The organism is Acidovorax sp. 59 (assembly GCF_002754175.1).
Classification (GTDB): Bacteria; Pseudomonadota; Gammaproteobacteria; order Burkholderiales; family Burkholderiaceae_C; genus Acidovorax; species Acidovorax delafieldii.
In genome coordinates this window covers 1,655,528-1,672,943 of sequence record NZ_PEET01000001.1, presented here as the reverse complement: position 1 = coordinate 1,672,943, position 17,416 = coordinate 1,655,528, and the positions used below count along the sequence as shown (strand labels likewise).

Genomic DNA, 17,416 nt, shown 5'->3' with positions numbered 1-17,416 from the left:
TAAAGGACTCTCAGCCTCTCAGACCAGCCGCACCTCAAAGTACGCGCCCTCGCCTTCTCCCAGATCCCGGAACCCGGCCTGCCGGGCTGCCACGCTGGCCTTGCCCCAGGCCTTGAGCAGGGTGAGATCGCCAGGAGACACCACCTCAGGGGGCGACTCCTCCAGGCTCTGCATGGTGTCCAGGGCAGCCGCCACCTGTTCGGGGCCGCCAAGCTGCTTTTCCAGGGCCCTGGCGTACCGGGTTTCTGCGGCAATGCGCTCCTTGGCCGGGAGTTCCTCGGGGTAGTCGCGCAGGGTGACGGCGTAAGTGGATTCGATGACTTGCATGGCGCTGCTTCTCCTGTGGTTTGATACTGTATGAATATACAGTTTTTTCCAACAAAACTCGAGCGCCGAAAGATCCCACACGGAGCGCGGGAGGATGGAAAGATTGTTCTCAATACTGGAACAGTTAGTTTGCGACTGAGTGGTTTTTCCCTGAACACCATCGGCGTACAGTTCATCCCATCGATGAGCCGAACCCGCAAGGCGACTCACCGAACCCGGTTCAGGAATGGTTTTTGACCCGGCTTTTTTGAGACGCTTTTTTAAGTTTTTTAAGGATTTTCATCATGAACAAGACCGCCCGTTTCCTCTCCGTTGCCGCTGTTGCCGCTTTCGCCGCTTTTGGCGCCCATGCAGACGAAGCCGATGGCTCGCAATTTGCCCTGAAGTTCGACACCAACCGCACCCGCGCTGAAGTGCAAGCCGAAGCTGTAGTGGAAGCCAAGACCCACAACATGGAACCCGCAGGCTCGCGTGTGGTGACCTACCAATCCACCGCTGACCGCGCTGCCGTGCGCGCACAGGCTGCCGAAGCCGTGCGCACCGGCCAGATCCCTTCGGGCGAATTCAGCGCCATGTAATTTGGCAGACCAACTGCTGAGATTGGTTTGAAGCAGTTGCGGGACTTCCCAGGGTTGTGGCACTTCGCGCGGTGCGGGTGCTGCTGCCATGGGAAGTGTTAACTGAACCGCAGGGGCGGGCAGGCAAAAAGGGCTCCTTTTGGGAGCCCTTTTTGTTGGTGCCTGCCGTGTAGCCGCGCCCCCCAAGGGCACCAGGCGCGCGCCCGCAACGCCGCTTACAGCGACGGGTCGATCAACACCTTGGCGCCGGTGTTGCGCGGGCCGTAGAACGCGATGGACTCGGCGCTCAGCGCCCCCGCCAGCGACACGGTGCGCGCGTAGTGGCTGGCGAACGTGGTCTTTAGCTCAGCCGCCACCCGCTGGCGCAACGCCTGGGTGGCCTCTTCGCCAATCTTCTGCAGAAACGGAAACAGCAGCCATCCACCCATGCCCCAGGCCATGCCAAAGGTGCGGTGCACTTCGGTCGGGCGCGTGTCCAGGTGGCCGTACAGGTACACCTGCTTGTGCACTGCCGAGCCGTAACGGCTGTATTCCTTAGCTTTGCGGTTGATGGCGGCCTCCATGCACTGCAGGATCTGCCCGGCCAGCGTGCCGCCGCCCGTGGCATCAAACGCGATGGTGGCGCCCGTGGCGGCCAGCGCATCGGTGAGCTCGGCCATGAAATTGGGCGCGCTGCTGTCACACACATACTGGGCGCCCAGCTCGCGCAGCAGCGCCGCCTGCTCGGGCTTGCGCACGATGTTGACCAGGCCGACACCGTCTTTCTGGCAAATCTTGAGCAACATCTGGCCCAGGTTGCTGGCTGCCGCGGTGTGCACCAGCGCGGTGTGACCTTCGCGCTTCATGGTCTCCACCATGCTCAGCGCCGTCAGCGGGTTGACGAAGCACGATGCACCCTCAGCCGCCGTGGTCCCTGGCGGCAGCGGCAGGCACTGCGACGCAGGCATGGCGCGGTATTGCGAATACATGGCGCCGCCAATCACCGCCACCGTGCGGCCCAGCAGCGCCTGCGCTGCTGGCGAGCTGCCTGCCGCCACCACCAGGCCCGCGCCCTCGTTGCCCACCGGCATGCTCTGGCCCAGACGTGCCGCCATGCCCGGCATGGCGCGCTCAGGGATGCGGGCCGTGGCCACCGGCCGCTCGGCCGTGCCGGTGACCTGCACGGTGGACAAGTCGGCGGGGCCCAGCAGCAGGCCGATGTCCGACGGATTGATGGGCGTGGCCTGCACCTGGATCAGCACTTCGTCGGGCCCTGGTGTGGGCACGGGGGTCGGCTCCAGGCTGATCTGCAAGGTGCCATCGGCTTGCACAAGCGAGCGCAACTGCAGCGCGGTGGTAGGGATGGAGGGGTTCATGGAGGACTCGCAGGTAAAAGATGGGACAAAGGGCCTATGCGCTGGACCGCGCAGTGTGGTGAAACGGTGCTGCACTCCACGGCGCCGCAGCACCACCAACTCGCATTCTTGACCAAGCTGCGCCACCACGCTGTCCCCTCGGTTCACGGCGGCAGGCCACCATGCGCCGGGAAGAACGATGCCAAAAAGAGGCTCCAGCCACGGGGCTACCCCATGCTCTCACACGCCCCGTCCCCAGTCATCCACGTGGCGCTTGACTTAGAGTGCACTCCAACTTTCAGAATCGTTCCCATGGCATCCCTCCTCACCATTGCCGAAGTCGCCAAACGCACAGGCCTGACCGCACACACCCTGCGCTACTACGAGCGCGCCGGGTTGATTGCGCCAGTAACCCGTGCACCCGGAGGCCAGCGCCGCTATGCGGCGTCGGACATGGAATGGATCGGATTCCTGCTGCGCCTGCGCGAGACCCAGATGCCCATCGGGCAGATGCAGGCCTTTGCGCGGCTGCGCAGCGAAGGGAACGCCACTGCCCCCGAGCGGCGCCAGTTGCTGGAACAGCACCTGGCGCGGGTGCTGGCAACGATCACCACGATGCAGCAAGCCGCACAGGCGCTGCAAGCCAAGATCGCGTACTACCAGGGCCTGGAAGCTTCCCTTCGGTCCGCCCCGTCGTCCACCCACCAAGGAAGCTCCCATGTCCCCCCAAACCCAACCCCGCTATCTCCAGGGCCTCGCCAAGCTGCGCGAAATCGACGGCCACGCGGGTGAGCGTGTCGTCGCCAGCCTGGCCGACATCGCCCCCGACTTTGCGCGCTACCTGATCGAGTTTCCGTTTGGCGACATCTATTCGCGCCCCGGACTCGATCTGCGCAGCCGCGAGATTGCAGTCATCGCCGCACTGACCGCGCTGGGCAACGCCACGCCACAGCTCAAGGTGCATTTGCAGGCGGCGCTGAATGTGGGAGTCACCCGCGAAGAGGTCGTGGAGGTGCTGATGCAAATGGCGGTGTACGCAGGCTTTCCGGCCGCGCTCAACGGACTGGCCGCGGCACGCGAGGTGTTTGCAGCGGCCGACGCACAACCACAGGCCGCTTGAAGCGCCCTGCCGCCCCGCCCTGTCCTGCCGGATGCGGCTGCATCGGGGCGATCGCCTATTTGGCGGCCCCCACCGGCATCGGCCGCACCAGCCGCACCGGCAGCTTGCTGGCCCGCGCCGCATCGCCGCGCGCCTCGCCGGTGGACAGGTTCACCGCCCAGCCGTTGATCATGGCCGCCTGCCGCGCACCATCACCCGCCCGGCTTTGGGCGATGTTGCCGTAGGTGTACTGGTTGACGCTGGGCGCGCTCACGTTGGCGGTGGACGTCCAGTGCCACTGGCCCGGCGCCGCCGGGAACAGCAGGGGGTTGAGGCCCGGGGGCGACAGCGCCTTGTCCACCAGCCGCTGCAGCTCTGTCGCACGGGGCAGGCGCCAGCCCACACCCTCGGCCTTCCAGCGGTCAGAGGCCAGGGCCGTGGCCTCAGCACGGTCCAGCAGCAGGGGCTGGCCCGTGCAGGTTTTGCCCGTCCATTGCATGCCCTCCACACAGCGTGGCCAGGCCAGGCCGGCACGCTGGTCCAACACATAAGCACCATCGGCGGACAGGGACCAATCGGCGGGCACCTGCGAATCGGCGGACTGCGCGGGCCCGGCAAACAGGGCAACCAACAGCGGGGGGATGAGCGGCAACAATGTTTTCATGGGCAAAGCAGGGGCAATGAAAGCCAGGTACGGGTCCGGGGGGCATAGAGGCATCACAGAATGCCTTGGCGACACCCTAACCCGGCAACGGCCTGCGCGCCACCCACCAGATCAAGAAACCCGCACGGCCCTCCGCTTGTCCATGCGGCCACCCACGCCCACTCCTGCCAGCGTGCCTGACGCGGCCAATGCCTCGGCCAGGAACCCCACAAACGCCTGCACCCGCGTGGAGAACTGGTGCCGCTGGGGGTACACCGCATAGATGTCGGCCGCGGGCGTGTGGTACTGCGGCAGCACGGGCTCCAGCAGGCCCTGGGCCAGATGGCGGTTCACGTCCCACTCGGCGCGCATCACGATGCCGTGGCCCTGCAGCGCCCACAGCACGGCGATTTCGCCGTCGTTGGTGGTGAGGTTGCCGGTGATCTTGATCGACTCGGTGTGCGCCTTGCTGCCACGCCCGGTGGTCAGGCGCCACAGGCCGTAGGCCTCGTCGCCCTGGCGGATGCCGATGCACTGGTGCTCCATCAGGTCGCGCGGCACGCGGGGCCTGCCATGCTGCTCCAGGTAGGCGGGTGCGGCGCAGAGCACGCGCCGGTTGGGTGCGATGCGGCGGGCAATCACGCGGCCGTCGGGCGGCTCGCCAAAACGCACGCACACGTCGTAGGCATCGTCGGTGATCGGTGGCGGGTGCACCGACAGCTGCAGCTGCACATCCACCTCGGGGTACTGGCGCACAAAGTCCGAGATCACGGGCGCAATGTGCATGCGGCCAAAACCCAGCGTGGCATTCACGCGCAGCAGGCCCGTGGGGCTGGCCTTGGACTGCACGATGAGTTCGTCCAGCGCATCGATCTCGCGCAGGATGCGGCGCGCGTGCTCCAGCAGCAGCTCGCCCTCGGGCGTAAGGCTCATGCGCCGGGTGGTGCGGTTGATGAGCACCACACCCAGGCGCTTTTCCATCTGCGCCAGGTGTTTGCTCACGGCGGCGGTGGAGACACCCATTTCGCGCCCGGCGGCGCTCAGGCTGGGGCTGGCCGCCAGTGCCGAGAAGAAGCCCAGTTCTGCGGGCTGGATGGTAGAGCTCATCGCCGCATTATCAACTGCAGGTTAACGATGGATTCACTTGAGCGCCGTTTTTACAACGAGCGGATGCCTACAGTCGCTCTCACTGTTTTTGTTCCACCCGCTTTTTCGCGGCACGACATCCCCACAGGCCTTTCCCGACGCTTTCACACACCAAGACCAAAGACCTTCATGAAAACCTACCAAATCGCCACCATCCCCGGAGACGGCATCGGCAAGGAAGTGATTCCCGCCGGCCAGCGCGTGCTCGAAGCCCTGGCCGCCCGCCACACGGGCCTGCAGTTCCAGTTCGAAAACTTCGGCTGGGGCGGCGACTGGTACCGCGCCCATGGTGTGATGATGCCGGCCGACGGATTGAATGCCCTGCGCGGCAAGGACGCCATCCTGTTCGGCTCGGCGGGTGACCCGGACATCCCCGACCACATCACGTTGTGGGGCCTGCGCCTGAAGATCTGCCAGGGCTTTGACCAGTACGCCAACGTGCGGCCCACGCGCATCCTCCCGGGCATTGATGCGCCCCTGAAGCGCTGCACGCCCAAGGACCTGGACTGGGTCATCGTGCGCGAAAACTCCGAGGGCGAATACTCGGGCGTGGGCGGCCGCGTGCACCAGGGCCATCCCATCGAGGCGGCGACCGACGTGTCCATCATGACCCGCGTGGGGGTGGAACGCATCCTGCGCTACGCCTTCCGCCTGGCCCAATCCCGCCCCCGCAAGCTGCTCACCGTCATCACCAAGAGCAACGCCCAGCGCCATGCCATGGTGATGTGGGACGAGATTGCCGCGCAGGTGGCCACCGAGTTCCCCGACGTGAAATGGGACAAGGAGCTGGTGGACGCTGCCACGGCCCGCATGGTCAACCGCCCCGCCACGCTCGACACCATCGTGGCCACCAACCTGCACGCCGACATCCTCAGCGACCTGGCAGCCGCGCTGGCGGGCAGCCTGGGCATTGCGCCCACCGGCAACATCGACCCCGAGCGCCGATACCCCAGCATGTTCGAGCCCATCCACGGCTCGGCATTCGACATCATGGGCAAGGGCCTGGCCAACCCCATCGGCACCTTTTGGTCGGTGGTGATGCTGCTGGAGCACCTGGGCGAGGTGGACGCTGCCCGCGCCGTGATGCAGGCCATCGAACAGGTCACCGCCAACGCCGCCCTGCACACCCGCGACCTGGGCGGCACGGCCACCACGGCGCAGGTGACCGACGCCGTGTGCGCGCTGATCGGCAGCACGCATTTGCAAAAGGCCGCCTGAGCTGCGTGGCCCTAACGCACTGCGCCCTGCCCCACGACCCGATGAGCACGCACATCGACACCCAGGCCCGCCACTGGCTGCGCAGCATGTTCGATGCCGCCATCGCGTCCGCGCAGCCCGCGATATGTCTGCCACCGCACCTGCCTGCGCCACCCCGGGGCCGCACGGTGGTGATCGGCGCGGGCAAGGCATCGGCGCAGATGGCGCAGGTGCTGGAGGCCCACTGGCCCACGCCGCTGTCTGGCGTGGTGGTCACTCGCTACGGGCATGCTGCCGCCTGCCAGCACATCCGCGTGCTGGAGGCTTCCCACCCCGTGCCCGATGCAGCAGGCCTGGCCGCCGCGCAGCACATGCTGGCCGCAGTGGCGGGCCTCACAGCAGACGACCTGGTGATTGGCCTGTGGTCGGGCGGCGGCTCGGCACTGCTGCCCTTGCCATTGCCGGGGGTCACGCTGGCCGACAAGCAGGCGCTCAACCAGGCCCTGCTGCGCAGCGGCGCCAGCATTGGCGAGATGAACTGTGTGCGGCGCCACCTCTCGGCCATCAAGGGCGGGCGGCTGGCCCTGGCCTGCAGCTCCGCCCGCGTGGTCAATCTGGTGATGTCCGACGTGCCGGGCGACGACCCGCTGGACGTGGCCTCGGGCCCCACCGTGGCCGACCCGACCACCCGCGCACAGGCGCTGGCCATCTTGCAGCGCTACCGCATTGCGCTGCCACCCGCCGTACTGGCCGCACTGGACACTGCCGCCAGCGAAAGCATCAAGCCCGGCGACACCCGGCTGGGCCCCATCACCACCCACGTCATTGCTACACCCGACCTGGCCCTGCAGGCAGCCGCCCAGGTGGCGCGTCAGGCGGGCATCGAGCCCACGCTGCTCGGCGACGCGCTGGAGGGCGAAGCCCGCGACATGGGCACCTTGCTGGCCGGTGTCGCCCGCTACGCCGCCAAGACCCCGTCACCACGGCACCGCGTGCTGCTGAGTGGCGGTGAAAGCACTGTCACCTTGCGCGCACCGGCACCAGGGCAAGCCATGCCAACCCCGGGGCGCGGCGGGCGCAATGTGGAATGCCTGCTGTCCCTGGCCCTGTCGCTCAAGGGCTTGCCCGGCGTGTATGCATTGGCCGGAGACACCGATGGAATCGATGGCCTGGAGCCCGTGGCTGGCGCCATTGCCACGCCCGACACACTGGAGCGCGCCTCAGCACTGGGCCAACACGCCACCGCCGCGCTTGACGCACACGACGCCCACTCCTTTTTTGGCGCGCTGGGCGACGCCGTGGTCACCGGGCCCACGGGCACCAACGTCAACGACTTCCGCGCGATCCTGATCGCAGCCACGGGCTGACGCCACGCACCCGCGTCCCCACCGGCCCTGCCCCCACAAGAACCACAACCCAACGGAGACAACCATGACACGCATTGCAACCCCGCACCACCCACCATCAACGCCGCCCACAACGCCCTCCACCCGCCGGCACCACCTGCTGGCGCTGGCCGCCCTGGCTAGTGCTGCCTGTGCCCTGCCCAGCGCACCGGCGCACGCACAGGCCTGGCCCGCCAAGCCCGTCACCATCGTTGTGCCCTTTGCGGCCGGCGGCACCACTGATGTGCTGGCACGCGCGCTGGGCGAAAAGCTCAGCACAGCCCTGGGCCAGCCTGTGATCGTGGAAAACCGGGGCGGCGCAGGCGCCACCATCGGGGCCGACTACGTAGCCAAGGCCCCTGCCGACGGCTACACGCTGCTGATGGGCGCGGTGCACCACACCATTGCCACCAGCGTGTACAAAAAGCTCAACTACGACTTTCAAAAGAGTTTTGCACCCATCACCACCGTGGCGCTGGTGCCCAACGTGCTGGCTGTGAGTGCGACCACGCCCGCCAAGGACGTGAAGGAACTGGTGGCGCTGATCAAGGCCACGCCCAACAAGTTCTCGTACGGATCTAACGGCGCGGGCACGGCGCAGCACCTGATCGGCACGCAGTTCGCCACCTCTATCGGCCAACCCCTGCTGCATGTGCCCTACAAGGGCAGCGGCCCGCTCACCACCGACCTGCTGGGCGGGCAGGTGTCGATGTCGTTCGACACCGTCACCCCCGTGCTGCCGCACATCAAGGCGGGCAAGCTGCGCGCCCTGGCGGTGACCACGGCCAAGCGCTCGTCCACCCTGCCCGATGTGCCCACACTGCAAGAAAGCGGCTTTGCGGGCTTTGACATCGGCACCTGGTTTGGTGTGCTGGCCCCCGCCCGCACGCCCGCCGACGTGGTGGCGCGGCTGAACACCGAAATGGTCAAGGTCATCCAGTCGCCGGACTTTCAAAAGCGCATGCAGGACATTGGCGCCGAACCCATCGGCAACACCCCTGCGCAGATGGCCGAGCAGATTGCGGCCGACACCGCACGTTTTGCCAAGCTGGTGGCCGACAACAAGATCACCACCGACTGACCGAGTGGCCAAGAGCAGTTGCACAGAGTTGTCGCACAGGGTGGCTGGCGAGGTGAATGGTCAAGGTGGGTTGGTATAAACCAACGATGACCGACACCGCCGCCCCCATTGCCAACACCGCACCCGCTGCCCTCGTCCGCGCGCTGGAAGAGCGCGCCTTCAACGCCTGGCCTGCGCACCAGACGGTGTTTCACCGGGGCTGGGTGTTCCGGCTGTCAGGCGGCTACACCAAGCGCGCCAACTCGGTCAACGCGCTGGTGCCCGGCGCGCCGTTTGACGGCGTGCGCGAGGCGGCGGTGGCGCTGTATGCGCGGCATGGTTTGCCCGCCGTGTTCCGCATCTCCCCCCTGGCCCCGGCCGAGGCCGACCAGGAGCTGGCGGACGCGGGCTACCAGCACTTTGACCCCTCGCTGGTCCTGCACCGGCCGCTGGCGCTGGGCGCGGTGCCCCGGCCCGACGGCAGCACCGTGGTCAGCACCTCGCCATCGCCCGCGTGGCTGGAAGGTTTTGCGGCGGCCAACGGCGTGGCGCCGCACCACCGCAACCTGCACCGCGGCATCCTGGATGCCATCTCCCACCCGGTGGGCTATGCGCTGCAACACGACGCCCAGGGCCACGCCGTGGGCTATGGCCTGGCGGTGCTGGAGCGCGGTGCGGTGGGCCTGTATGACCTGGCCGTGGCGCCTGAACACCGGGGCGGCGGACGCGGGCGCGCGCTGGTGCAGGCGCTGCTGCACTGGGGCATGGAGGCCGGTGCAACCAGCGCCTACCTGCAGGTGCGGGCGCAGAACACGCCTGCGCTGCGGCTGTATGAATCGATGGGCTTCAAGACGGCCTACGGCTACCACTACCGGGTGCCGGGCTGAGATTGGCTTCTGCACCTCTCCCACAGGAGGCGAGAGAGCCAGGACCAACGCAGAGGCCCACGCAGTGCCTCCACGCGTGGGTTTGAAGCAAAACAGGCCGCAAGCGCTAGTGGATCATGCGCCAGCAGCTATTGATTCAATAGCAAACCATTCACCGCTCAACGGTGGCTGAGCTTGCGCACCGCCCAGTCGCCCAGGCTTTGCACGGCTTGCACAAAGAAAATCAGCACCAGCACCACGGCCAGCATGATCTCGGGCAGAAAGCGCTGGTAGCCGTAGCGGATGCCCAGGTCGCCCAGGCCGCCGCCGCCAATGGCACCGGCCATGGCCGAGTAGCCGGTCAGGCTCACAAACGTGATGGTCAGGCCCGCCACGATGCCGGGCAGCGCCTCGGGCAGCAGCACCTTCCACACGATCTGGCTGGTGGTGGCGCCCATGGCCTGCGCGGCTTCGACCAGGCCGTGGTCCACCTCGCGCAGCGCGGCCTCGACCAGGCGGGCCACAAACGGGGCAGCGGCAATGGTCAGTGGCACCACGGCGGCGGCCGTGCCGATGGACGAGCCGGTGATGAGCCGCGTGAACGGGATGATGGCCACCAGCAGGATGATGAAGGGCGTGGACCGCACGGCGTTGACCAGCCAGCCCACCAGCTTGTTGACGGGGCCGTTCTCCAGCACCCCGCCATCATCGGTCAGGCGCAGGAACACGCCCAGAGGCACCCCCAGCAAGCCGCCCACCAGGCCGGAGATGCCGACCATGATGAGCGTCTCCCACAGCGACGAAGCAAACAGATCCAGCATGGCTGGCGTGAAGTTGTTGAACATGATGTGTGCTCCCTCTTAACCGGCCACGGCCACTTCTTCCACCTCGACCCCGCCCGCGCGCAGGTGCGCCACGGCGCCGCGCACGCTCTCGGCCTCGCCACTGGCGTACACGGCCAGCGAGCCAAAGGTCTCGTCCTGGATCTCATCCACTTGCCCGTGCAGGATGCTCATGTCCACGCCAAACTGGCGGATCAGCTGCGACAGGATGGGCTGGTAAGCGCTGTCCCCGGCGTACGACAGGCGCAGCAGCTGGCCGGTTCGTCCTGCGCTCAGCTGGCCTGCCAGCTTGCGCACATGGTCCAGCACGCTGGCGGGCAGCTCTTGCGGCAGGATCTCGTCGATCAGGCTCTTGGTGATGGCCTGCTGCGGGCGGGTGAACACGTCCAGCACCCGGCCCTGCTCCACGATGCGGCCGGCCTCGATCACGGCCACGCGGTCGGCCACCTGCTTGATGACCTGCATCTGGTGGGTGATCAGCACCACCGTCAGGCCCAGCTCGCGGTTCACCTGGCGCAGCAGGTCGAGGATGGAGCGCGTGGTCTCCGGGTCCAGCGCCGAGGTGGCTTCGTCGCTCAGCAGCACCTTGGGGCGGCTGGCCAGCGCACGCGCAATGCCCACACGCTGCTTTTGCCCGCCGCTGATCTGCGCCGGATAGCGGTCGGCCAGGGCCGACAGGCCCACCAGCTCCAGCAGCGGGTTCACACGCTCGCGGATGGCGGCCTTGTCCATGCCCGCCAGCTCCAGCGGCAGCGCGGCGTTGTCAAACACGGTGCGCGACGACAGCAGGTTGAAGTGCTGGAACACCATGCCGATCTCGCGGCGCGCCTCGCGCAGCTGCGCGTCGTTCAGCTGGGTCAGGTCCTGCCCGCCCACGATGACCTGGCCCGTGGTGGGCCGGTTGAGCAGGTTGATCACCCGCACCAGCGAGCTTTTGCCCGCGCCGCTCTTGCCGATGATGCCGAACACTTCGCCCGGCTGGATGGTGAGGTCGATGCCCTTGAGCGCCTCGACCGGGCCTTGTGAGCCCTGGTAGGTTTGGGTGATACCCCGTAGTTCGATCATGAAACACAAAGGGCCGCCACACGCCGGGCGGCGCGGGTTCGGCCCCAAAAGACACAAAGATCAGGGAATGTACTATTGCGCCATAAAGAATCAAACTATCAAAAAATAAAGTAATAAGACATCAAAGTTATTTGCACGGGCTGGCCGACTCCAGACTACGCTCCCGCGGGCACCGCCACCCGGCCATTCACCTTGCGCGACACCAGCGCGCCCAGCACCAGCACCCCCAGTGCCGCCACCGAGAACACGGGCGCGATCCAGCCCCGGTCGACACTGGCCGCCACCAGCAGCACACCCAGTGATTGCCCCAGGAACAGCAGGCACGCAAACAGCGTGACCGCCGTGCCCCGGGCCTCGGGCGCCATCTGCGTGGCCTGCACCTGCAGCGTGTTGTGCAGCATGTAAAACCCCACCCCGGCAAAGAAGCAGCCCAGCACCCCCCAGGCCGCCACCGGCCCCCAGGCCAGCAGCAACAGCCCGGCAGCAATCAGCGAGGCGCCCATCAGCGCCAGGCCCCGCTCACCCAGCAGCGCCAGCCAGCGGCGCGCCAGCAGGCTGTAGATAAGCCCGCCCACGCCATACAGCACCATCACCCCGCCGGCCGCCGAGGCCGACAGCCCAAACCCGTCCACCATGCGTGCGGGCACAAAAGCCAGCGTGCCAAAGGCCAGGGCGCCCTCCACCGCCACCACGGTCAGCACCCAGCGCACCCGGGACATGCGCAGCAGCGCGGCCGTGTTGGCCAAATAAGCCGACAGCGAAAAAGCGGGCGGCACCGCACCGCCAGCCGCAGGTGCCGGGGTGCTGGCCGCCATGGCGCGGGCTTGCCGCCACAGCAGGCTCGCGGCGGTCAAAAACAGCAGCGACAGCACCACAAACGCAGCCCGCCAGCCCAGCGCCTCGACCGCAAAGCCGCCAAACCACTGCCCGGCCATCATCCCCGACACCGTGGCCACCATCAGCTGCGCCAGGGTCTCCTGCCGCTGCTCGTACGGCACGTTGTCGCCAATCCATGCCATCGACAGCGGGATGATGCCTGCCGCCGACGCCCCCATGGCAGCCCGCGCCGCCACCAGCACCGGCAGCGTGGGCGCCAGCGCCGTCACGCCGCTGAAGAGCGCACAGGCAAAGGTGGCGCCAATCACCACCCGCACCTTGCCCAGCCGGTCGCCCAGGGGGCCATAGAACAACTGCAGCACGCCGTAAGACACGGCAAACGCCGCGATGACGGCCGACGCATCGCCCGTGGTGACAGAAAACTCGCGTGCCAGGGACACCAGCATCGGGTCGCAGACACGCATGGAAGCCATGCTGCAAAAGGCTGCCAGGCTGATCACCCGCAGCATCGTCGAAGAAGAGGTCATATGACCCGATTGTGGTGCGGCCAGCGCAAGGTTGCTGGCGCGGGGCGGCATGCACCCCGGTGGCTCAAGGTCAGGGAGGGGCGCGTTGGACACACCAGCGCGTTCCGTTGAAGCTTGCAGAACCACATCCAGCGCATCAACCCGCCCAACGCCCACTGGTACGGACGAGCTGCAAACGGCGAACGGCGAACGGTCGGGAGCAGCCGTCCTCAGCCCTTGCCCACATTGAAGCTGGTGTCGAACGTGCCCCGCACATCCAGCCGCTGCTTGATGAGGCCTGCCGCCAGGTAGAAGTCAGCCGTCTTCTGCTGGTCGGCCAGCACCTGGGCGTCGATGTCCTGCCAGCGGGTGGCGCGGCGCTCAAACTGCAGCTGCGCCGCATCGGCCGGAATGCCCACGATGCGCGCCAGCGACTGGCCAAACGGCTTGGCGTTCTGGTACGACCACACCTGCGCACGCGCCACGCGCTCCTTGAAGTCCGCCAGCGCAGCACGCTTTTCTGCCAGGGCCGCATCGGTGGCCGCCAGAAAGCTCAGGCCCGACCACAGGCCCCGGCCGCTGACCAGCACGCGCGCATGGCCGCTGGTCTCGGCCAGCGCGGTGTAGGGCTCCCAGGTGGCCCAGGCATCGACCGAGCCCTGCGTCAGCGCCAGCTTGGCGTCTGGCGGCGGGATGAAGCGCAGCTGCACATCGTCGGCCTTGATGCCTGCCGACTCCAGCGCCTTGAGGGTGACCAGATGGCCGATGGAGCCCCGGTTGGTGGCAATGCTCTTGCCCTTGAGGTCGGCCGCCGTCTTGAGCGGCGAGTGGGGCGCCACCAGCACGGCCGTGCCGTAGGCATCTGAGCGGCTGGCCGCAAACGCCTTGACCCGGCTGCCCGCCGCCAGCGTAAAAAGCAGTGGCGCATCGCCAATGGGGCCAAAGTCCACCGCGTTGGCGTTGAGCGCCTCGGCCAGTGGCGCAGCCGCCGGGAACTCGCTCCACTTGATGTCGTAGGGCAGGTTCTTGAGCTCACCCGCTGCGTCCAGCAGCGCCTGCAGCCCACCCTTCTGGTCGCCCGCACGCAGCAGCACGCGCGACGAGGTTTGGGCATGGGTGAGGACGGGCGACAGGAATGAACTGGCAGCGACCGAGGCGGTCAGCAGATGGTGGAATTGGCGGCGCAGCATGGTGTGGTCAATGAAGGCAAGGTTGATTCGGCATTCATTGCATCACCCACCCCACGCGGCGCCAACGAAGGCTTGCAAGCATCCATATGCGGTTTTCGCATGCGCGCGCGGGGTGTGGGTGGGGTGGCCCGCTGGCCTGCGGCGCTCAGTAACCGCGCTCCCTGTCCACCACGTCGTGCAGCGGCAGCCCGGCCACAAAGCGCTGCAGGTTGTCCACAAACTTGCGCGCCGTCACCTCCGCAGCCCCTTGTGCGGCCCACGACACGTGTGGCGTGATGCGCACACGCGGGTGGTGGTACAGAGGGTGGCCGTCGGGCAAAGGCTCGGGGTCGGTCACATCCAGCGTGGCGCCCGACAGGCGGCCCGCATCCAGCGCCTGCAGCAGGGCCCGCTGGTCCACCAGGGCGCCGCGCGCAATGTTCACCAGGTGCAGCCCCGGCCGCGCATGGGCCAGCGTGGCCGCGTTGATGAGGTGGTAGGTCTGCGCGGTGATGGGCAGGGCCAGCACCAGGTGGTCAGACGCCGCCAGCAGCTGCTCGATGGAGCCCACCGCCTGCACGCCTTCATCCCCTTCACCCCCTCCATCCACCGGCGCACCCCCACGCCGCAGCGCCACCACCTGCATGCCCAGCGCCTGTGCACGCACGGCCACCGCGCGGCCAATGGCGCCATAGCCCGCAATGCCCAGCGTGCGGCCCTGCAGGGTGCCGGGCAGGTGCTGGTCCACCCGCGCAAAGGTCTCACGCCATGGGTCGGCCCCTTGCACGCGCAGTGTGTCCCAGTCGCGCTGGTGCGCGAGCAGCGCAGTGATCACATATTCGGCAATGGGCACAGCCGCCACACCGCGTGAACATGTCACCAGCGGCACCTGCAGCAACCACGGCGGAAAGAAGTCGATGCCCGCCGACGCCACATGCACCCACTGCAGGCGCCCCGGCCAGCCCGCCGGAGGCTCCGCGGGCGCATTGCGCCAGCCATTGCGCGGGCCGGTGAACAGCACATCCGCATCAGCGGCGCGCTCCCACGCAGGCACAGCGGCATCGTCGGCCAGGGCCACGGGCAAGCCCGCTGCGGCCACCAGGGCATCGGCCCCGGCACCGGTCTGGTTCAACACCGCCAGGGGGCGGGGGGCCAGCACGGCATTCATGGCGTATCCGATCTCATCGTCTCAGCCCAGGCCCAGTGCGCGGCGGCCTGCGGCAATGTGGGCGCTGTCCTCCTGCGGGGTGTGCACACGGCCACACAGCACATCGCGCAGGTGGCGCTCCAGCGGGTTTTTGCGTGCCAGGCCGTGGTTGCTGGACAGCTGCAGCGCCGCCTGCACCACGTCGATGGCGTTCTGCGTGGCCATGGTTTTCACCAGGCCGCTGTCCACCGCAGGCACCAGGGTGCCGGTGTCCAGGTCATGCGCCACGCTGGCGATCAGCCGGTCATTGGTGAGCAGCAGGGCCTCGATGCGGCCCACGGCCTCCTGGGCGCGCGGCAGGCTGGACAGGGGTGCACCCAGGTTGGCGGGCGTGCGCTCGCGCAGAAAGCGCACCACCCAGTCGCGCGCTGCGCGGGCCACGCCGGTGTACAGCGCGCCCAGCATCACCGTCATCTCGGCCAGCATGGCGGGCTCGCCACGGGCCCAGTCCTGCGGCAGGCGCACATCGAGCGCGTGGTCGTGGGGGGTCAGCACGTCCTGCAGGATCACATCGTGGCTGCCACTGGCGCGCAGGCCCAGGTGGTCCCAGGTGGCGTCGATGCGGATGCCGGGCGAACCGGCCCGCACCAGGAACGAGCCCACGCGTGGCACCTCTTCATCGGTGCGGGCCCACACCACATACCAGCGCAGGATGGGCGCGCCGGTCGAATACACCTTGTGCCCGCTGATGCGCCAGCCCTCGACCGTGTGCCGCGCCACTGTGGCAGGCAGGCCGCCGCGTGCGGGCGAGCCCAGCTCGGGCTCCACGCGCAACGCATTGATGAGCGACACCTCGTTGTGCGACTCGTGCACCAGCTGCCGGGCCAGCGCCTGCGGCCAGGGCGAGCCGGGCCGCCCCATGCCGCGCTGCTGGATGTACTGCATGGTCAGCACCAGCGCGGTGGCCGGGCAGCCCTGGCCCACTGCGCCAATCACCTCGCCCAGTTGCGCGGCCGACGCGCCCTGCCCGCCCAGCGTGCGCGGCGCGGCCAGCGCCAGCAGACCGGCCTGCTGCAGGTCGGCAAAGTTCTGGTGCGGAAAACTCCCGTCCCGGTCGTGCGCCACGGCGCGCTCGGCAAACTCCACCGCCAGCGTGCGCGCCACCTGCCCCCAGGTCAGCGGCGCGTTCATTGCAGCACCTCAGGCTGCTGCCGCACAAGGATGTCGAACAGGCTCCTGAAGGCAAACTGCGCGCCGCCGGGCCCGCCGATCTGTGCATGCGTGTGCTGCGCGATCTCATGGCGAATGGGTTGGGGCGTGCCCGCCGCCTCAGCCAGCAGCTGGGCCTGGCAGGCGTTCTCCAGCGCGATGTACCACCACGCCGCCGCCTCCACCGACGGCCCCGCCGTCAGGATGCCGTGGTTCTGCAGGATTACCGCCTTCTGCGCCCCCAGCGCCTTGCCAATGCGAAAGCCCTCGTCCGTCTCCAGCACCACCCCCGTGAAGTCGTCGAACAGCGCGTGGTCTTCATAGAAGATGCACGAGTCCTGCGTCAGCGGGTCGAGCTTGCGGCCCAGCGCAGACCACGCCTTGCCGTATGTGGAATGGGTGTGGGCCGCAGCAATGATGTCGGGCCGCGTCTCGTGCAACGCCGCGTGGATGGCAAACGCCGCGCGGTTCAGCGGGCCCTGGCCGATGACGATCTCGCCTGCGGCGTTCACCAGCAACAGGTCGGACACCTTGATCTGCGAAAAATGCACGCCCAGCGGGTTCACCCAGAAGTGGTCCGTCCACTCCGGGTCGCGCGCAGTGATGTGGCCTGCCAGCCCGTAGTCAAACCCCTGCTGTGCAAACAGCCGAAAGGCCACGGCCAGGTTCTCCTGCCGGTAGCGGCGCTCGGCCTGCACCGTGGGGCGCGGGCTGGGCGCATCAAACCAGTCCTTGCGCTGCGGCGTGGGGTTGCGGGCGAGGTCGGTGGCGGGCAGGGGCTTGAGGACGGCAGACATGGCTGGCGGCTTTCCAGATCGGTGAGGTGGACGAAAGAGAAACGAACCCGCCCACCATAGGAGCGCCTCCGCCCCGCGCCAACGAAGAAATCCGCGTGACCACATGCGGTTTTCGCATGCACCACGGTGGGTGCTGCGTTTGCCGCATATCGATGCTACGCAATGGTCTTTGCGCTGCCGCCGGGCTTGTTGGAACCTTGTGGCTTGAC

18 protein-coding genes are annotated in these 17,416 nt (G+C 67.7%); 7 read left to right on the top strand and 11 right to left on the bottom strand.

Annotation, left to right across the window (positions count from 1 at the left end; genetic code table 11):
• Positions 1-18: 18 nt before the first annotated feature.
• Positions 19-327, bottom strand: a complete 309-nt coding sequence (locus CLU87_RS07545; protein WP_056067613.1) for a hypothetical protein — start codon at positions 325-327, stop codon at positions 19-21.
• A 284-nt stretch (positions 328-611) separates the two neighbouring features.
• Between CLU87_RS07545 and CLU87_RS07540 the strand changes: the two genes are divergently transcribed.
• Positions 612-905, top strand: a complete 294-nt coding sequence (locus CLU87_RS07540) for a DUF4148 domain-containing protein (protein ID WP_056746958.1) — start codon at positions 612-614, stop codon at positions 903-905.
• 215 nt (positions 906-1,120) lie between these two features.
• On the opposite strand, the gene CLU87_RS07535 is transcribed toward CLU87_RS07540, so the two are convergent.
• Complete coding sequence (locus CLU87_RS07535) at positions 1,121-2,260, bottom strand: zinc-binding dehydrogenase (RefSeq protein WP_099730037.1); 1,140 nt, start codon at positions 2,258-2,260, stop codon at positions 1,121-1,123.
• 291 nt (positions 2,261-2,551) lie between these two features.
• On the opposite strand from CLU87_RS07535, the gene CLU87_RS07530 reads away from it, so the two are divergent.
• A complete protein-coding gene (locus CLU87_RS07530) occupies positions 2,552-3,031 on the top strand; it encodes a MerR family transcriptional regulator (RefSeq protein WP_099732086.1) in 480 nt (159 codons plus the stop codon).
• Positions 2,958-3,359: a carboxymuconolactone decarboxylase family protein gene (locus CLU87_RS07525; RefSeq protein ID WP_099730036.1), complete on the top strand. Its 402-nt coding sequence runs from the start codon at positions 2,958-2,960 to the stop codon at positions 3,357-3,359. Before CLU87_RS07530 ends, CLU87_RS07525 begins: the two co-directional genes overlap by 74 nt.
• 55 nt (positions 3,360-3,414) lie before the next feature.
• On the opposite strand, the gene CLU87_RS07520 is transcribed toward CLU87_RS07525, so the two are convergent.
• Positions 3,415-4,002, bottom strand: coding sequence for a DUF1566 domain-containing protein (locus CLU87_RS07520; protein WP_099730035.1), 588 nt, complete (start codon positions 4,000-4,002; stop codon positions 3,415-3,417).
• A gap of 111 nt (positions 4,003-4,113) precedes the next feature.
• On the bottom strand, positions 4,114-5,088 hold the full coding sequence (locus CLU87_RS07515) for a LysR substrate-binding domain-containing protein (protein ID WP_099730034.1): 975 nt from the start codon (positions 5,086-5,088) through the stop codon (positions 4,114-4,116).
• Between the two features lie 168 nt (positions 5,089-5,256).
• Here CLU87_RS07515 and CLU87_RS07510 point away from each other — a divergent pair, with 168 nt between their 5' ends.
• The 4 genes from CLU87_RS07510 to CLU87_RS07495 all read left to right on the top strand — a co-directional run bounded on the left by CLU87_RS07510 (position 5,257) and on the right by CLU87_RS07495 (position 9,656).
• Positions 5,257-6,345: a tartrate dehydrogenase gene (locus CLU87_RS07510; protein ID WP_099730033.1), complete on the top strand. Its 1,089-nt coding sequence runs from the start codon at positions 5,257-5,259 to the stop codon at positions 6,343-6,345.
• Between the two features lie 41 nt (positions 6,346-6,386).
• A complete protein-coding gene (locus CLU87_RS07505) occupies positions 6,387-7,691 on the top strand; it encodes a glycerate kinase (RefSeq protein ID WP_099730032.1) in 1,305 nt (434 codons plus the stop codon).
• Between the two features lie 64 nt (positions 7,692-7,755).
• Positions 7,756-8,790, top strand: a complete 1,035-nt coding sequence (locus CLU87_RS07500; RefSeq protein ID WP_099730031.1) for a tripartite tricarboxylate transporter substrate binding protein — start codon at positions 7,756-7,758, stop codon at positions 8,788-8,790.
• A gap of 86 nt (positions 8,791-8,876) precedes the next feature.
• Positions 8,877-9,656 (top strand): N-acetyltransferase, encoded by a 780-nt coding sequence (locus CLU87_RS07495; protein WP_199170805.1) that lies wholly within the window; start codon positions 8,877-8,879, stop codon positions 9,654-9,656.
• A gap of 158 nt (positions 9,657-9,814) precedes the next feature.
• On the opposite strand, the gene CLU87_RS07490 is transcribed toward CLU87_RS07495, so the two are convergent.
• The 7 genes from CLU87_RS07490 to CLU87_RS07460 all read right to left on the bottom strand — a co-directional run bounded on the left by CLU87_RS07490 (position 9,815) and on the right by CLU87_RS07460 (position 17,207).
• Positions 9,815-10,480, bottom strand: a complete 666-nt coding sequence (locus tag CLU87_RS07490) for a methionine ABC transporter permease (RefSeq protein WP_056067588.1) — start codon at positions 10,478-10,480, stop codon at positions 9,815-9,817.
• 15 nt (positions 10,481-10,495) lie between these two features.
• On the bottom strand, positions 10,496-11,542 hold the full coding sequence (locus CLU87_RS07485) for a methionine ABC transporter ATP-binding protein (protein ID WP_056744393.1): 1,047 nt from the start codon (positions 11,540-11,542) through the stop codon (positions 10,496-10,498).
• Positions 11,543-11,697: 155 nt separating this feature from the next.
• Positions 11,698-12,906, bottom strand: a complete 1,209-nt coding sequence (locus tag CLU87_RS07480; RefSeq protein ID WP_233193734.1) for an MFS transporter — start codon at positions 12,904-12,906, stop codon at positions 11,698-11,700.
• A gap of 209 nt (positions 12,907-13,115) precedes the next feature.
• Positions 13,116-14,075, bottom strand: coding sequence for an ABC transporter substrate-binding protein (locus CLU87_RS07475; RefSeq protein WP_099730029.1), 960 nt, complete (start codon positions 14,073-14,075; stop codon positions 13,116-13,118).
• Between the two features lie 145 nt (positions 14,076-14,220).
• On the bottom strand, positions 14,221-15,222 hold the full coding sequence (locus tag CLU87_RS07470) for an NAD(P)-dependent oxidoreductase (protein ID WP_099730028.1): 1,002 nt from the start codon (positions 15,220-15,222) through the stop codon (positions 14,221-14,223).
• Between the two features lie 21 nt (positions 15,223-15,243).
• Positions 15,244-16,392, bottom strand: a complete 1,149-nt coding sequence (locus CLU87_RS07465; protein ID WP_099730027.1) for an acyl-CoA dehydrogenase family protein — start codon at positions 16,390-16,392, stop codon at positions 15,244-15,246.
• Positions 16,389-17,207, bottom strand: a complete 819-nt coding sequence (locus tag CLU87_RS07460; protein ID WP_099730026.1) for a class II aldolase/adducin family protein — start codon at positions 17,205-17,207, stop codon at positions 16,389-16,391. Before CLU87_RS07460 ends, CLU87_RS07465 begins: the two co-directional genes overlap by 4 nt.
• Between the last annotated feature and the right edge of the window lie 209 nt (positions 17,208-17,416).

What these genes read in the sequence shown, in the direction of transcription:
- CLU87_RS07545 (WP_056067613.1), bottom strand. Translation starts at nt 327, where the DNA reads ATGCAAGTCATCGAATCCACTTACGCCGTCACCCTGCGCGACTACCCC.
- CLU87_RS07540 (WP_056746958.1), top strand. Translation starts at nt 612, where the DNA reads ATGAACAAGACCGCCCGTTTCCTCTCCGTTGCCGCTGTTGCCGCTTTC.
- CLU87_RS07535 (WP_099730037.1), bottom strand. Translation starts at nt 2,260, where the DNA reads ATGAACCCCTCCATCCCTACCACCGCGCTGCAGTTGCGCTCGCTTGTG.
- CLU87_RS07530 (WP_099732086.1), top strand. Translation starts at nt 2,552, where the DNA reads ATGGCATCCCTCCTCACCATTGCCGAAGTCGCCAAACGCACAGGCCTG.
- CLU87_RS07525 (WP_099730036.1), top strand. Translation starts at nt 2,958, where the DNA reads ATGTCCCCCCAAACCCAACCCCGCTATCTCCAGGGCCTCGCCAAGCTG.
- CLU87_RS07520 (WP_099730035.1), bottom strand. Translation starts at nt 4,002, where the DNA reads ATGAAAACATTGTTGCCGCTCATCCCCCCGCTGTTGGTTGCCCTGTTT.
- CLU87_RS07515 (WP_099730034.1), bottom strand. Translation starts at nt 5,088, where the DNA reads ATGAGCTCTACCATCCAGCCCGCAGAACTGGGCTTCTTCTCGGCACTG.
- CLU87_RS07510 (WP_099730033.1), top strand. Translation starts at nt 5,257, where the DNA reads ATGAAAACCTACCAAATCGCCACCATCCCCGGAGACGGCATCGGCAAG.
- CLU87_RS07505 (WP_099730032.1), top strand. Translation starts at nt 6,387, where the DNA reads ATGAGCACGCACATCGACACCCAGGCCCGCCACTGGCTGCGCAGCATG.
- CLU87_RS07500 (WP_099730031.1), top strand. Translation starts at nt 7,756, where the DNA reads ATGACACGCATTGCAACCCCGCACCACCCACCATCAACGCCGCCCACA.
- CLU87_RS07495 (WP_199170805.1), top strand. Translation starts at nt 8,877, where the DNA reads ATGACCGACACCGCCGCCCCCATTGCCAACACCGCACCCGCTGCCCTC.
- CLU87_RS07490 (WP_056067588.1), bottom strand. Translation starts at nt 10,480, where the DNA reads ATGTTCAACAACTTCACGCCAGCCATGCTGGATCTGTTTGCTTCGTCG.
- CLU87_RS07485 (WP_056744393.1), bottom strand. Translation starts at nt 11,542, where the DNA reads ATGATCGAACTACGGGGTATCACCCAAACCTACCAGGGCTCACAAGGC.
- CLU87_RS07480 (WP_233193734.1), bottom strand. Translation starts at nt 12,906, where the DNA reads ATGACCTCTTCTTCGACGATGCTGCGGGTGATCAGCCTGGCAGCCTTT.
- CLU87_RS07475 (WP_099730029.1), bottom strand. Translation starts at nt 14,075, where the DNA reads ATGCTGCGCCGCCAATTCCACCATCTGCTGACCGCCTCGGTCGCTGCC.
- CLU87_RS07470 (WP_099730028.1), bottom strand. Translation starts at nt 15,222, where the DNA reads ATGAATGCCGTGCTGGCCCCCCGCCCCCTGGCGGTGTTGAACCAGACC.
- CLU87_RS07465 (WP_099730027.1), bottom strand. Translation starts at nt 16,392, where the DNA reads ATGAACGCGCCGCTGACCTGGGGGCAGGTGGCGCGCACGCTGGCGGTG.
- CLU87_RS07460 (WP_099730026.1), bottom strand. Translation starts at nt 17,207, where the DNA reads ATGTCTGCCGTCCTCAAGCCCCTGCCCGCCACCGACCTCGCCCGCAAC.